Here is a 14,137-nt window from a genome sequence, read left to right as displayed (position 1 = left end):
TGACCCAATAAATGACCCAATAAATTTGGAGTAGGAGAAGAACATGTTTGAACTTACATTTTTTGTCCCGGTATTGATAGTTGCCGGTGTCTGGGGATTTTTTCTTTTGAATTTTGCAGGAAATAACCGAAGAATTCTGGATGATGACATCCTAAGCGCAAATGAAAAGCAGCGTAAAGAAGCTGAGAGCAGCATGCGAGTAATTCGACTGATGACACCTGTATTAGTAATCGTGGTGGCTATAGCTGTTATTTTTCTGGTGAATGCATATCATCCATTTATAAAAGTCAGTGTAGAAGGTGTAGCGCTGATTGCAGGGGGACTTTTCGCCACTTACCTGGGCTGGGCACTTGGGATGATTTTCAGAGGACTCAAGGATCAGATGAGTGAAAAAGATTCCAAACTCTGTTCAAGAGTATTTATGATTTCTTTTATGGGCACAGGGATTATTTTGATTGTGAGTGGTGTCATAGCTTGCATTCCTCAGCTTGCAGCATATTTTTAAAGCATTGTTCTGATTCAGTCAGTATGAATAAAAGGAAGGTCTATTCAGCATCAGATTGACCACTGTAATGGGATAGTTATGCAGGGCATGATGGAGAAAGAAAAGGTATATTTCTTCACTGATTATATCAACCACATAAGCTATAAGAAGTTTGTGGCTATTGTAAGAGAAAAGAACATTCCATTTGGATATATAGGCAGCAGAAATATTGAGAGCGTGATAAGGCAGATATATCAGGAGATGTGTAAATAAAGCAAATTTCGCATTTGAGGAGTTTATGGATGTTAAGTCGGCAAAGCAAGGTAAGTTTGGTGGATTTGAGGAATTGAAGTATAGTGCGAAATAGTAACAATTGTGGTCTCGCCTGCAACAATGCAGGTGGGACTTTTTTGTTGTATTAATGTAAAGCTTATAAAAAATTTATTTGCCACCAGAATAAAAACGGTACTTATATATTATAGAAGATGAAAAAGGGTAACTGCTGTAGAAAAACTATCTCGTACTACAAATCGGAAACCTTCTCCCCAAAGTAATGTTAGTAAGAAAATAATTATATCCAAAGTACCTTCAGCACAGGAAACAATTAATGTTGCCGGTTACGACTTTATGTTTCTGCAGATTATTGATGTAGAGCGTGATTCCAATGGACTAGTAATCGAAGATGCTCCACAGTCGAGATATCAGAATATGCATAATCTAAAATTGCATGGCTATGGTGGAGGAACATTCTGTAAGTTTAAGATTTCTGCCGATGAGGTACCGGGTGTATATCTATGGATAGTAGACGATGAGATTATCTATATTGGTGAAACTGCGAATCTAAGAAATCGCTTCAATACAGGATATGGTGTCATATCAGCTAGGAATTGTTTTGAAGGTGGACAGACTACTAACTGCAAAATGAATAAAGTAGTATTAGAATGCGCAAAGCAAAACAAAGAGATTAAGCTGTATTTCTATCAGACTGAAAAATTTAAAGAGGTTGAGCTTGAATTATTACGTTCAATAAATACCAAATATAACGTTAAGGATAATTAGTAGGTAGAGAACCTATCGGAGGTATGTATGGATTGGAATAACGATGGTAACATTGGTATGGATGATATACTTCTTACAGAGATTATTCTAGAAGAAGACGAGGAAGATAAAGGTGGTGGAAGTGGTGGTAATAAGCCTAATGGTAGTTGCCTTTCAAGCTTGTTATTAATGATGATTCCGCCAGTAGCATTGGTTGTTACCATATTCAATTTAATATGTTAGTTGAGAATGGAGCCTACAATTGTAGACTCCATTTTTAACTGCTTATTTCAAATGTAGGCATAGCATCTATGACATCCTGGAGAGGTGTCCATGTCATTGGGTCGAAGTCTTCGGACTCTGATGAATCTGATAGGTTGTTGAAGTCATCATCTTGATCTTCGTTGGATGGTAACTTGGTTGATTTTTTATGATTCATGGCCTCTTCATTTGTGTCAGGGAGCTTTTGGAAAGCATCGGAGTGCTGGAAGTCTTTGACAACCTCATTTAGTGCATTGACGATAGCTTCTTTGTATTCGTCTTTGTCAGAAATACTGTTAAATGCGTGGAAGATGATGTCATTTACTTCCTCTTTAGACTTAGCATGCTTGAGCTGATTTTCCAAGCATTGGGCCATTTTTCTAATGCGAAGATACTGCATATATAATTCAGGGTTGTGTTTCTTAAGGTAGGTTTCTTCCTTAGAAGTGAGCTTCTTGCCACTTTTGATTTTAGTCTGGATTTTTGACATCATTTTCTCATCATAACCTTTTTTGATTGTTCTGCGTCTTCTTGGACTTTTCTGATGGTGTTAGAAATCTGCTGGCTTATAGATTGGTTTGTATCCGGGTTAGAGAAAGTATTGGTTGTTATAGAATATGTCATGTTAATTTTGATATCTTGCATAGCATTCACCTCACTAAAAAAGCACTTTCCTTTGGATTCAATCCATTGAAAAGTGCTATCCGTACAAATATTATATCGGTTAATTAATGACTATTATTTACCAATCATCCTCGTTATTCCAACTATTTGATGTGTTATCATCTGTGAGATGAAGATCTCCAGTCTCAAGATCTAAAGCCATTCCAGAGCCCATACTTTGCATAAGGTGTCCATCGGTATCCATCAGCATACCGCCTCCCATATCCATACAATAATCACCATCGTTAAAATCAAAAATACTCATAGTCTAACTTTCATTTACTACAATTCATATTCCTATTACTCTTCCGGATGCATTTAATATTAAACTGCACATTTTCTGACAGCTAAGGCTGCATCCGTCAGATATCCAGTCACTTATCATTTTGACACTTCCGTGTAAAACATAGGAGGACAGATATTTTTTTTCATATTCTGTGATAGATGAATTACGCATAGATGCCAGCACAATTTTATTAAAATCTGGTAGTAATGAGCTTATATCTGATATAGGATTTAAGTTATCTTTTCCCAGAAATAAGATAAAAAAATCCGCATTGTCTTTTATGAACTGAAGTGCATTTACCAAATCATCAGCTATTTTCCGATCCTCGGCTAAATTCTCCATAAGCAGAGCGGTTGTTTTAGATATATATATTGAAGCAATTTCGTTTAACACGTCATATTGACTGCCATAATATTTATAAAAAGTTGTCCTGTTTATGCCGGCTGTCATACATAATTCTTTTATAGTTATCTTTTCTATAGTGACATTTCCAAGCATTTGTATAAGGGAATTTCTTATACGCTCTTTTGTATGTAAAATCTTGGTCTCTCCGGAGGCTGTCATTGATACTCCTTTCCTGAAATCAACAGAAGTTAAATATTTGTCGGTTGAAATCAACACATGATGATTATATTATAAGCAAAAATAAACCGAAAGGAAATATAAGTATCTAAAATGAGAAAGTTAAAGGAAAAAAAGCCGCTGATATTCACCGTCTTAATTGTCGTGTTGTGCATGATTATTGCCTTTTTGATAAGAAATATATATCTAAATGCCACTGCAGGACCTTATGAAGTTACAAGAAAAGAAATAGCTGATTATTTCAGTGCACAGCTTAATACTCAGGACAATACTGTAAAAAAAGGCGTACAGCAGATTATGCTCGGTACATTATCAGATAATTACGACACTACGCTTGACGCTTTGAAACATGTTAAAGCTGCCGGATATGATTATATAGAGATAAATGATTTCATGATAGAAAAATCTCCTTTTATAGTAAAGCTTTTGACAAAATTTGGTGGAATGGACATAGGAAACAGCTGTAATCAGGATTGGCATACGCTTATTTATGAGAGCGGGCTCAAGGTAAGCAGTATGCATTCAAATCTCGGTGCAATAGAAGCAGATCCTGAGAAAGTTGCGAATCTTGCAAAAAGCTATGGCACAGACGTAGTTGTTATAACAGGAATGTACAGATTTGATTATAGCGATTTAAACGAGGTTGAGAGTCTGGCAGAGCGGTTAAATGCTGCAGGAAAAGCTCTGAAAGAACACGGCGTAAAGCTTTTATATCATAATCACAACTGTGAATTGCAGAAGGTTTCAACGGATAAGACAGCTTATGATGTGATTATAGAAAACACTGATGATGAATATGTGAATTTTGAGCTGGACACATATTGGATGACTGACGGAGGCGCTGACGTCTATCCAATAATAGAAAAGCTCGGCTCACGTCTTAAGTACTGGCATATTAATGACAGAGGAAACACTCAAAAAGGACCATATATGACACCCATCCTTAAAGAAAAGGCCACAGAGCTTGGAAAAGGCAATATGAATCTTAAGGGTCTTTCTGAAGTCATAAATGAAAATGGTGTTATGGCAGTTATTTTGGAAACTCACATGAACTGGATTGACAATGATCCGGTAAAGAGTATCGAAGTGAGTTCCGAATTCATGAATAAATATTTTTAAACGTGGCTGAGATGAGGAAGATAATGCCATGCGCAAGATTCATAAAGAAGGCGGCTACAAGGCTGCGTTATCTCTCTAATATCATAATGGGGCTGTCGCACTAGTTTAGTGTGGCAGCCCCTTCTTACGTTTTGAGATTATATATTTTTAAGGATATCAATATAGTTATTGAGCTCAGCTCTTGTAATGCTATAGTCTGTAGGCTCGACGCCTCTCCACCAGGCGTTGTATTGATATAGGCAATATAGAAGACAAAGGATAAAGTTCTCGATAGATGAGTGTCGCATTTTCTTCGAGACCTCAATGATGCATTCGTCTTCGTGCCCTTCTGGGATTTCTGCATACGGATAGAATTTGGCAGTATTAACTTCTTTGGGGTCAACAAAGATGATTGAGTATGGGTATGGGTTGCCGAAGGCTTCATTTGAGAGTGTGTTTGTGATTGCTTGAAGCTTGTTGTTTGATAAATACTTTAGTGTCATGTTTATTACCTCCATTTTTGGTTTTCTAACAGGTAAAAAGAAATATTTCTTGGTTTTGTAAACCTGTATATTGAAATAATGGAGAAAATAAATATAATGCTCTGTTTTTAAGGTATAAATTTTGTATTTTTATGTTTTTTTTGTAATAAAAAGCCCCTGTTTTACCAGGGGCGGTGTTGCAATGGTGGATGTTACATTGTTTCTAAGGAAAATTCTAAATCGAATGGGTCAGAGAGTAAGTAGCTTACTTCTACGTACATATAGAAGTCTCCATCTGTTAATACATAATAGCGATTAGCTGAATTTGTTGTATTGTGATAATAGGTCTCTACATATCCATCAAATCCGCTGTTAGAGGAGTCACTATTGGCTTAATTGTTATCTATGCTTTTTTTCTGAATTATTATTTGTCTCTTTAGAATTTCTATATGCTCTAAGTGAAGGAAGTCTTTGTTCTTTCAAATCATATCTGATTTGTATTTCATCAGATCCATATGTTTTCAAAAGACTTTGAAAAGTAACAACTGAGCCTGCTTTAGTAATACGTTGTCTATCAATATACACATTATATGTTGTATATAGTGTACCATTTAAAATCAAGTAAGCAATTCCTTTAGAGTCTGAGTATGTACCATTTTTTACTCCCTTTTCAAAGGTATAAATATCCATGATTTTCGATATCGCTGGGTTTAAGTTTTCTTCTGCCATAGCTTCCCTCTATTAATAAAAACTTTATTTGTATTATATCACTTTTGGGGGAAAATCCTGCTGTCCAATAAAATGTCAATTTGGTTGCTACAATATAATTAACAAAGGAAAATAGATGAACCGGTTGGGCGGATGAGTACTTTCGAGGAGGTAAATGATGTTTATGAAGCGACTGATATTTTGGTTACAGAAAAAGAAGCGAATAGAGAAGCGAAGCTGTGGACAATGTTGTTTGAAATGTCCTTATTTCGGGGGTTGTGTGAAGGATGGAAAGTTTTAAACACATAAACTATGCGTATGGATTAGTTGATGTGCTATACTAATTAATATATGAGGTCAAGGGGGATATATGAGTGGAAAACTTGTAAGAGATAAAATTCCAGAAATTATTCGAGCTGATGGTAAGACTCCAATTACTAGGATTCTTTCTGATGAGGAGTATCTGCAGGAATTAGATAGAAAACTTAATGAAGAAGTAGCTGAATATCAGGCTGATAAATCCATCGAGGAGATGGCTGATGTTCTGGAAGTCTTGTTTGCTATATGTGAAGCAAGAGGGCATTCCATCGAGGAACTGATGGAAGTGAAGCAGGCCAAGCAAGATAAACGTGGTGGATTTAGAGATAAAATTTTCTGGGAAGGCAATAACCAATGGGGGCGTTATGAGTAATTCTTTTGATAATCAGTCAATCTTGAAGATTAATCAGGAATACTATAATAATCTAGATATCGAGGGTTTTTCATTGATGATGAAAGATCCTTCATACTGTTATAAATTCTATTGGCTGGAGGCTATAGTCAAGCTTATTTCCCAAGACGTAAAAACAACTACATTTAACGACATCATTGATGAGATGATATGTAATGCATGGTATACCGTGCTTGAATTTCATGTTCATCTTAGTGGCATGATGGAGGGTGAAGTAAGAGACGGTTTGGAACGAGCTGTTTTATTGCTTGCGCAATTAAGTGATTTGCCAGCTAATGCTAGCAAGGTTGAGATTAAGAATGAAATTCGTAAATACGATAATAAACTGAAAGTATATAAGGACCAGCTTACAAAAAATGTTCCTTATAGAGCATTAGCTGGTTTTTTCGATAACGCAAATGCGGTAATTAATTGGAATAGAATAAATGTTTTAATTACCTATGCTGAGGTATTGAATACATCACGACCTTTACCATACACTTTAGGGCATGCTTCTGGATTAAAACGTGAAGTCTTTTTTAATGAAAACTGGATAAGACTAATCAATGACAATGCAGTTTCTATCCTAGGTTGGATTCAATTTGAAAAGGTTAGGTGGTTACAGAATAATAACCCTGAGGTACCAAGTCTTGTTTATAAATTGGCACCTATGGATGAAAAGATGCGAAAGTTGAAGTATGTGAGAGAACTGTGGGAGGCCATACTTCATGAAAAACAGATTATTGATGTGTTTAAGAATGAGCCAATAAAACAAGGTAAATATGATATTGACCATTTCATTCCATGGTCATTTGTTATGAATGATGAGCTTTGGAATCTGATGCCTATGGACTCATCACTTAATTCTGCAAAGAATAATAGGCTTCCAAGGTGGAATGATTATTTCCCAGCATTTGCGCGTAATCAATTCATTCTCTATGGAATGATTCATGATACAAGCAAGCCTGTGATTAGGCATAGATATGAGAAATGCCTCAAGGATAATTTGCATTCCATTTGGGCTAATCAGGAGCTTTATCGTAAGGGGAATACTGAGGAAGAATTTTATAATATTCTGCAGAAAAATATGCAGCCTGTTTATGATAGCGCGAGAAGGCAAGGGTACCAGGTGTGGTGATTATATGTTTAAAATTATAGATGGGGATTTTAAAAAGAATATATATAGTGATGATGCATTTCTAGATAATTGGCCGATGCTTTATATACTTGAAAATGGAAAACAGGCATATATAGGCGAATCTAATCATGCCAAAACTAGGATGACTCAACATGCTTCTAATGAAGAAAAGAAGATATTTGATAAGGTACACTTTATTTATTCGAAGTTGTTTAATCAATCCGTCACCTTTGATTATGAGTCTAAGCTAATTCAATATATTGTTGCTGATGAATTGTTTCAAGTGACAAATAAGAATTCTGGCATCGCTGATAAACAATACTACAATAAAAAAGAATATGATGAGCAGTTTGAAAAACTTTGGAGGAAACTTCAGAAGGAGAAACTTGTAAAACATTCGCTTGAGGAGATTCAGAACTCTGATCTTTTCAAGTACTCACCATATAAGGAACTTAATGACAGCCAAAGAACAGCCGTTGAGGATATTCTTAAGAAGCTTGAATCAGGGAATACAAAAAGAGTTGTGGTTAACGGAATGCCAGGTAGTGGAAAGACTATCGTTGCCATATACTTGATGAAATATCTTTCTGATGATGAATTATTTAAAGATAAAACTATTGGTTTTGTTGTTCCACAGGTGTCGTTAAGAAAGACAATGAAACAAATATTCAAAAGTATTTATGGGTTGAAGCCTTCACAAATTTTGTCCCCTTCTGATGTTACAAAAAGGAAATATGATATTTTGCTTGTAGATGAAGCTCATAGATTGCATCAGTATAAGAATATTTCTTATATGGGCGCATTTAAAAAGAATTGTGAAAAACTTGGATTGTCAACGGAATCAGATGAACTCGATTGGATTTTAAAGCAATCAGATTGTTCAGTTCTTTTCTACGATAGCATGCAGGTGGTAGGACCATCTGGTATTGATATTGAACGATTTGATCAGAAAATGGATAACACTGTGCCTAAAAGGCTTATAGCTTATTACACTTTGTTTACTCAGATGAGAGTGCAAGGTGGGAACGACTATATTGAGTTTGTAAAACAATTGCTGAATGGTAGTTGTAGTCGAAAATATCATTCTGAAAAATATGAACTGAAAATGTATATGAGTTTCTCCGAATTTGAGAAAGATATGTATCTCAAGGAAAATCATTATTCATTGACACGAATGATAGCCGGCTATGCATGGCCTTGGATTAGCCAAAGTGATAAGACAAAGACAGATATTTCTATCCAAGATATTTCTAGAAAATGGAATCATTGCACAGAAGGATGGGTTCACACTAAAGAAGCAATTGATGAAGTAGGGTGTATTCATTCGATACAAGGATATGATTTAAATTACGCCTTTGTTGTTTTAGGCAATGATATTGGTTACGATAAGGATAAACAAGAAATCATCATAAGAGCTGAAAATTATTATGATCAAAATGGCAAGAAGACTGCTGATTATGATGAATTATTGAATTACATCAAGAATATTTATTATGTTCTTATGACTAGAGGTATAAAAGGAACATATCTCTTTGTATGTGATGATGATTTGAGAGAGTATTTTGGGGAGTACGTAGAAATAGCAGGAGAATAATTCTATGAAACAAGAGACAATCAAAAGAATACGAAAATTTACTGACGATAGAGATTGGGACCAGTTTCATTCGCCAGTCAACCTTGCAAAATCCATTGTTATTGAAGCAGCAGAGCTTCTTGAGTGTTTTCAGTGGGATAACGACAAGTATGATGAAGAACATGTAAAAGAAGAATTAGCGGATGTAATGGTTTATTGCCAGAACCTTGCAGATAAGCTAGGTGTTGATCCTGATGAGATTATCAACAAGAAGATGGATCAGAATGAAGCTAAGTATCCAGTGGAGAAGGCTAGGGGGAAGGCTGATAAGTATAATCAATTATAAATTATTCATGTGGAGGCATTATGAAACCGGGGTTATATGAGCAAATTATAAATGGACAACTTAATAGTGAACTGGAACTGATTCCGGAAGAATGCAAGTATCAAGAAAAAGTTGATTCAGCAGAAGCCTCAAGAGTTTTGTCTACATATGTAGCGGAACTTTTAAAGAAAAAATTGGACGATATATATGAGAACCTAGGGGATGGTGCTCTCGGTAATCAAATTGAGTACATCAATAAAGTTATTGAAATGGTTGATTCAGAGTCAAAAAAACAGCTTATGATTGATTCGACAGGAGACCAATTATTGTCCGTGCTAAATGATAAAGATGAGAGATTATTGCTAGGAAAGAAAGCGAAAGATATTAATCGACCTGAAACGTCTATAGCATATAGTAGTTTGTTTACAGGTGCAGTACGAGAACCTCAAATGCTTGCTGAACTAAAAAAAGAAATAATATCGGCAAATAAAATTGATATGTTGGTCTCGTTTATCAAGTGGAGTGGCTTGAGAGAACTTCTTGAGGAATTAAAGGAATTTACAACTAATGGAGGTCTTTTGCGAGTTATTTGTACCTCATACATGGGTGCAACCGATGTAAAAGCAATTGAGGAGTTATCTAAATTAACCAATACTGAGATTAAAATTTCATATGACACAAAGAGAACGCGCCTTCACGCTAAGTCGTATATATTCTACAGAGAAACCGGATTTACGACAGCGTATATTGGATCGTCAAACATGTCTAATGCTGCGCTTACAAGTGGATTAGAATGGAATGTAAAAGCGGCAGAAAAGGATATGGCTGCAACAATAGAAAAGGTTGCGGCTACATTCGAGAGTTATTGGAATGATAGGGAATTTGTGACTTATGATAAATCACAAAAAGCTAGATTAATCCAAGCATTGAAAAATGAAAAATATATTGGAGAAGGTAAAGAACGAAAATTTGTATTTGATATTCGACCTTACTCATATCAGCAAGAAATTCTAGACAAGCTTGATGCTGAAAGAAAAATTTTGGGCTATACAAGAAACTTGGTAGTTGCTGCAACTGGATGTGGAAAGACAGTTATATCAGCATTTGACTATGCAAGATTTTGCCAGGAAAATTCAGGGAAAAAGAATAGACTTCTTTTTGTCGCACATAGAGAAGAAATTTTGGAGCAAAGTATAGAAACTTTTAGAGGAGTTTTAAAGGATTTAAATTTTGGCGATTTATGGGTTGGAAATCATAAACCTGAAACATTGGATCATTTGTTTGTATCAATACAGACATTAAATTCAAAAAAAATATATGATGAATTGCCTGAAGACTATTTTGATTTTATAGTTGTGGATGAATTTCATCATGCGACAGCCCCTATTTATAAGGAACCATTAGCCAAGTTTAACCCTAAAATTTTATTAGGATTAACTGCAACGCCAGAGAGAATGGACGGTGAAGATATTCTTCAATATTTTAGTGGTCGAATCGCTGCAGAAATACGTTTGCCGGAGGCAATTGATAGAAAATTGTTGTGCCCATTTCATTATTTTGGAGTATCAGATACTGTGGATTTATCTGATGTCAGATGGGTCCGTGGTGGATATGACAGACATGAATTGAGTAACATTCTTTCTATGAGTGGTGCTGTTGCGGCTAAAAGAGCAAAACATGTAATGGAGAACGTTGTGAAATACACAGTGTCGATTGATGAAATGAAAGCATTGGGATTCTGTGTATCGAAAGAACATGCAAAATTCATGGCAAAAAGCTTTAATGATAATGGAATTCCATCTTTAGAGTTAGATTCAGATTCGAGTAAAGAAGATAGAGCTACTGCTAAGAAACGCCTGGAGGAAGGAGAACTAAAGGCTATCTTTGTGGTTGATTTGTACAATGAGGGGGTTGATATTACTTCTGTAAATACTGTCTTATTTTTGCGCCCGACAGAATCTCTTACTATCTTTTTACAGCAATTGGGAAGAGGTTTGCGATTAGATGATAGCAAAGACTGTTTGACAGTTCTTGACTTTGTTGGACAGGCTAATAAAAAATATAATTACGAAGAAAAATTTAATGCATTATTATCAAATACAAAACATAGCGTAGAATATGAATTGAAGAAAGGTTTTGTATCTGTTCCAAAGGGGTGCTATATATATCTAGAAAAGAAGGCAAGAGAATATGTCCTTCAGAATATAAAAAGTTCAATTGAAACAAAGAATGGCATTGTGAGTAAAATAGCTACATTCACTGATGACACTGGAAAGAAACTTACAATGGCAAATTTTCTTAAGCATTATCGAATGGATCCAAGGGCTATATATAAGAAAGATAATTTCTCCAGACTCTGTGTAAACGCAGGTGTGGTGGAGGATTTTAATGAGTCTTTAGAAAAAGATATTACAAAGGCTTTTTCAAGATTAGCATCAATTGATTCAAGACGACTAATTAGATTTATAATTAGGTTGTTGGAAGATATTGATAATGTGGACTTCAGCAAGTTAACGGAAATTGAGAAACGAATGCTACAAATGTTTTATGTAACAATTTGGCTGGATGTAATTGATTTTGTTTCCCCAGAAAAGGCTTACATAAATATTGGAAATCTGGCTTCAAGTCCAGTAATGCTGAAAGAAATGAAAGAACTATTTAACTATCTATATGAGAATATTGGTTTTGTTGATAAAAGTATGGATTTTAGATTTGATTGCCCAATTGATTTGCATTGCACATATTCAAGAGATCAGTTGCTGGTGGCACTTGATTTTATGAAACCAGTGACTGTTAGAGAAGGTGTCAAGTGGATACCTGAAAAGAAAATTGATGTGTTATTTGTCACGTTGAATAAGTCGGATAAGGATTACTCTCCAACAACAATGTACAACGATTATTCCATTAATGAGACAATGTTCCATTGGCAGAGCCAGAGCACTACGAGTGAACATTCGCCTACTGGTCAACGATACATTCATCATAGGACAATGGGAAGCAAAGTCCTTTTATGTGTTAGGGAGGCAAAGAAGGATGCTTGGGGTAATGCTTCATCTTATAGCGTCCTGGGTTTTGTTAATTATGTAAAGCACTCAGGTAGTAACCCTATGAATATTACTTGGAAACTGGACGAAGAGATTCCAGCAAAATATATTAAGCAAACAAAAAAGCTAATTGTAAGCTAGATGGTGTTTTGAATGAAAACAATAAGAGTAGTTGCAGCGGTAATCTGCGATTCGATTGAGAACAAAACAAAGATTTTTTCAACAGCCAGAGGCTATGGGGAGTTTAAAGGCGGCTGGGAATTCCCAGGTGGGAAAATTGAAGCAGGTGAGACTCCGCAAGAAGCGGTGGTACGAGAAATCAGAGAAGAGCTGGAAGCTACTGTTAAGGTTGGAGAATTAATTGATACAATTGAGTACGATTATCCAACATTCCATCTTTCAATGGATTGTTTCTGGTGTGAGGTAGAATCAGGAGAACTTAAGTTATTAGAGGCTGAGGCTGCAAAGTGGCTTTCTAAGGATGAACTGGATTCTGTAGAGTGGTTGCCTGCGGATATTACTTTAATAGATCAGATAAGGCAGGCTATGTAAAAGACGTCGTTGCTGCAGGGCTTTGTGCTTTGCAGCACTTTTATTATAATAGATTCATGAACAGACGAAGACGCAAGGAGTCATTAAAGAATCAAATATGGATGAAGACAGGTGGTGTTTGTGCAAAGTGTGGCAAGGCAGTTGAGCCAGATAAGCGCACCATAGACCACTTCATACCAAAGTATCACGGTGGAACTGATGACATCAGGAACCTTATTCCTATGTGCAAGGCTTGTAACAGGGCCAAAGGTTCACGATTGGTGTCTATAGAGGATTGCTGTCCATATTTGAGTGAAGAATACAGGGCATTGGCTATTAAGTATTCAGGCGAAAGTAAATGATTTGTTAGAGGGGATAGATAATGCGATTTATTGGAAATGTGATATGGATAATCTGTGGTGGCTTACTAAGTGCTCTGGGGTGGTGGATTGCAGGAGCATTATGGTGCATTACAATCATAGGAATTCCATTTGGAAAGCAGTTTTTTAAGATAGCAAAGCTTTCATTGGCTCAATTTGGGCAGAGAGTAGTGAAGGTTAATTAGAGAGGACATATAGATGAATATACAAATCTTTGGCACTAAGAAGTGCAATGATACAAAGAAAGCTGAGCGATTCTTCAAGGAACGCGGCATTAAATATCAGTTCATTGATATGAAGGAAAAAGGCATGAGCAAGGGCGAATTAACAGCTGTAGCTAATGCCAATGGTGGAATAGATGCCATGATTAATCCGGATGCAAAGGATAAGGATGCGCTGGCTTTGATTAAGTATATTGCTGAGGAGGATAAGCTGGAGAAACTGCTTGAGACTCAGCAGGTAATCAAGACACCGGTTGTTAGAAATGGAAAGAAGTCCACATTAGGTTATCAGCCTGATGTGTGGAAGAATTGGGAGTAGTTATGAATAAGAAAGACCAAATAACAGTAGAAAACTTTGTAAGCACAGGAATGGAGCTTGAGACTCTGTACACCTGCTTTCCAGATTTTTCTAAGGAAGAGATTGCAGAGATTTACAATAACTACAAGGATAATCAGCCTGTAGATGTTGATGGGCATACAATGAGCATTAACTGCTCATAGGAATAAAATCGGAGGGGGAAATAAATATGCGCCAACAGTTACTGTTGCCCCGATAACAACCAAGATTCACAAAAATCTTCCTACACATGTATTGATATGCAATATAGGCGGGA

General features: G+C 36.0%; 20 protein-coding genes. 15 read left to right on the top strand and 5 right to left on the bottom strand.

Annotated features, from left to right (window positions below; genetic code table 11):
* The first annotated feature begins 43 nt into the window (after positions 1-43).
* From BLP54_RS05830 to BLP54_RS05820, 4 genes are all read left to right on the top strand, one after another.
* Positions 44-505, top strand: a complete 462-nt coding sequence (locus BLP54_RS05830) for a hypothetical protein (protein WP_090167708.1) — start codon at positions 44-46, stop codon at positions 503-505.
* Positions 506-592: 87 nt separating this feature from the next.
* Positions 593-757 carry a hypothetical protein gene (locus BLP54_RS15795; protein ID WP_176754484.1) on the top strand — a complete coding sequence of 55 codons (165 nt, stop codon included), beginning with the start codon at positions 593-595 and terminating at the stop codon, positions 755-757.
* Between the two features lie 354 nt (positions 758-1,111).
* On the top strand, positions 1,112-1,543 hold the full coding sequence (locus tag BLP54_RS05825; protein ID WP_090167706.1) for a GIY-YIG nuclease family protein: 432 nt from the start codon (positions 1,112-1,114) through the stop codon (positions 1,541-1,543).
* A 27-nt stretch (positions 1,544-1,570) separates the two neighbouring features.
* A complete protein-coding gene (locus BLP54_RS05820; RefSeq protein WP_090167704.1) occupies positions 1,571-1,765 on the top strand; it encodes a hypothetical protein in 195 nt (64 codons plus the stop codon).
* Positions 1,766-1,799: 34 nt separating this feature from the next.
* On the opposite strand, the gene BLP54_RS05815 is transcribed toward BLP54_RS05820, so the two are convergent.
* From BLP54_RS05815 to BLP54_RS05805, 3 genes are all read right to left on the bottom strand, one after another.
* On the bottom strand, positions 1,800-2,276 hold the full coding sequence (locus BLP54_RS05815; protein ID WP_143001996.1) for a hypothetical protein: 477 nt from the start codon (positions 2,274-2,276) through the stop codon (positions 1,800-1,802).
* 249 nt (positions 2,277-2,525) lie between these two features.
* Positions 2,526-2,711 carry a hypothetical protein gene (locus tag BLP54_RS05810; RefSeq protein ID WP_090167701.1) on the bottom strand — a complete coding sequence of 62 codons (186 nt, stop codon included), beginning with the start codon at positions 2,709-2,711 and terminating at the stop codon, positions 2,526-2,528.
* A gap of 24 nt (positions 2,712-2,735) precedes the next feature.
* Positions 2,736-3,296, bottom strand: coding sequence for a TetR/AcrR family transcriptional regulator (locus BLP54_RS05805; RefSeq protein WP_090167699.1), 561 nt, complete (start codon positions 3,294-3,296; stop codon positions 2,736-2,738).
* A 111-nt stretch (positions 3,297-3,407) separates the two neighbouring features.
* Here BLP54_RS05805 and BLP54_RS05800 point away from each other — a divergent pair, with 111 nt between their 5' ends.
* A complete protein-coding gene (locus tag BLP54_RS05800) occupies positions 3,408-4,433 on the top strand; it encodes a sugar phosphate isomerase/epimerase family protein (RefSeq protein WP_090167697.1) in 1,026 nt (341 codons plus the stop codon).
* Positions 4,434-4,570: 137 nt separating this feature from the next.
* Here the strand turns inward: BLP54_RS05800 and BLP54_RS05795 are convergent, their stop codons facing one another.
* Together BLP54_RS05795 and BLP54_RS05790 are read right to left on the bottom strand one after the other, a co-directional pair.
* Positions 4,571-4,915 carry a hypothetical protein gene (locus BLP54_RS05795; RefSeq protein WP_090167696.1) on the bottom strand — a complete coding sequence of 115 codons (345 nt, stop codon included), beginning with the start codon at positions 4,913-4,915 and terminating at the stop codon, positions 4,571-4,573.
* A 378-nt stretch (positions 4,916-5,293) separates the two neighbouring features.
* The gene (locus BLP54_RS05790; RefSeq protein ID WP_090167694.1) at positions 5,294-5,623 is read right to left on the bottom strand and encodes a hypothetical protein; all 330 of its coding nucleotides are present in this window, start codon (positions 5,621-5,623) and stop codon (positions 5,294-5,296) included.
* Between the two features lie 349 nt (positions 5,624-5,972).
* Here BLP54_RS05790 and BLP54_RS05785 point away from each other — a divergent pair, with 349 nt between their 5' ends.
* The 10 genes from BLP54_RS05785 to BLP54_RS05740 are packed head-to-tail and all read left to right on the top strand — an operon-like array spanning position 5,973 to position 14,024.
* The gene (locus BLP54_RS05785) at positions 5,973-6,293 is read left to right on the top strand and encodes a nucleoside triphosphate pyrophosphohydrolase (protein WP_090167692.1); all 321 of its coding nucleotides are present in this window, start codon (positions 5,973-5,975) and stop codon (positions 6,291-6,293) included.
* On the top strand, positions 6,286-7,449 hold the full coding sequence (locus BLP54_RS05780; RefSeq protein ID WP_242870636.1) for an HNH endonuclease domain-containing protein: 1,164 nt from the start codon (positions 6,286-6,288) through the stop codon (positions 7,447-7,449). The genes BLP54_RS05785 and BLP54_RS05780 overlap by 8 nt, the downstream gene beginning before the upstream one ends.
* 4 nt (positions 7,450-7,453) lie before the next feature.
* A complete protein-coding gene (locus tag BLP54_RS05775; protein ID WP_090167690.1) occupies positions 7,454-9,043 on the top strand; it encodes a DUF2075 domain-containing protein in 1,590 nt (529 codons plus the stop codon).
* A gap of 4 nt (positions 9,044-9,047) precedes the next feature.
* On the top strand, positions 9,048-9,368 hold the full coding sequence (locus BLP54_RS05770; RefSeq protein ID WP_090167688.1) for a nucleotide pyrophosphohydrolase: 321 nt from the start codon (positions 9,048-9,050) through the stop codon (positions 9,366-9,368).
* 20 nt (positions 9,369-9,388) lie between these two features.
* The gene (locus BLP54_RS05765; protein ID WP_242870635.1) at positions 9,389-12,532 is read left to right on the top strand and encodes a DEAD/DEAH box helicase; all 3,144 of its coding nucleotides are present in this window, start codon (positions 9,389-9,391) and stop codon (positions 12,530-12,532) included.
* A 12-nt stretch (positions 12,533-12,544) separates the two neighbouring features.
* Positions 12,545-12,943, top strand: a complete 399-nt coding sequence (gene mutT, locus BLP54_RS05760) for an 8-oxo-dGTP diphosphatase MutT (RefSeq protein WP_090167684.1) — start codon at positions 12,545-12,547, stop codon at positions 12,941-12,943.
* Positions 12,944-12,999: 56 nt separating this feature from the next.
* Positions 13,000-13,284 carry an HNH endonuclease gene (locus tag BLP54_RS05755; RefSeq protein WP_143001995.1) on the top strand — a complete coding sequence of 95 codons (285 nt, stop codon included), beginning with the start codon at positions 13,000-13,002 and terminating at the stop codon, positions 13,282-13,284.
* A 20-nt stretch (positions 13,285-13,304) separates the two neighbouring features.
* Positions 13,305-13,487, top strand: a complete 183-nt coding sequence (locus tag BLP54_RS05750; protein ID WP_090167680.1) for a YccF domain-containing protein — start codon at positions 13,305-13,307, stop codon at positions 13,485-13,487.
* Positions 13,488-13,500: 13 nt separating this feature from the next.
* A complete protein-coding gene (locus tag BLP54_RS05745) occupies positions 13,501-13,842 on the top strand; it encodes an arsenate reductase family protein (RefSeq protein ID WP_090167678.1) in 342 nt (113 codons plus the stop codon).
* Positions 13,843-13,844: 2 nt separating this feature from the next.
* Positions 13,845-14,024, top strand: coding sequence for a hypothetical protein (locus BLP54_RS05740; protein ID WP_090167676.1), 180 nt, complete (start codon positions 13,845-13,847; stop codon positions 14,022-14,024).
* The last annotated feature ends 113 nt before the right edge of the window (positions 14,025-14,137 follow it).

It is taken from the genome of Pseudobutyrivibrio sp. 49 (assembly GCF_900100545.1).
GTDB lineage: Bacteria > Bacillota > Clostridia > Lachnospirales > Lachnospiraceae > Pseudobutyrivibrio.
The sequence above is the reverse complement of the archived record's forward strand: the minus strand, read 5'-3'. Positions and strand labels throughout refer to the sequence as shown.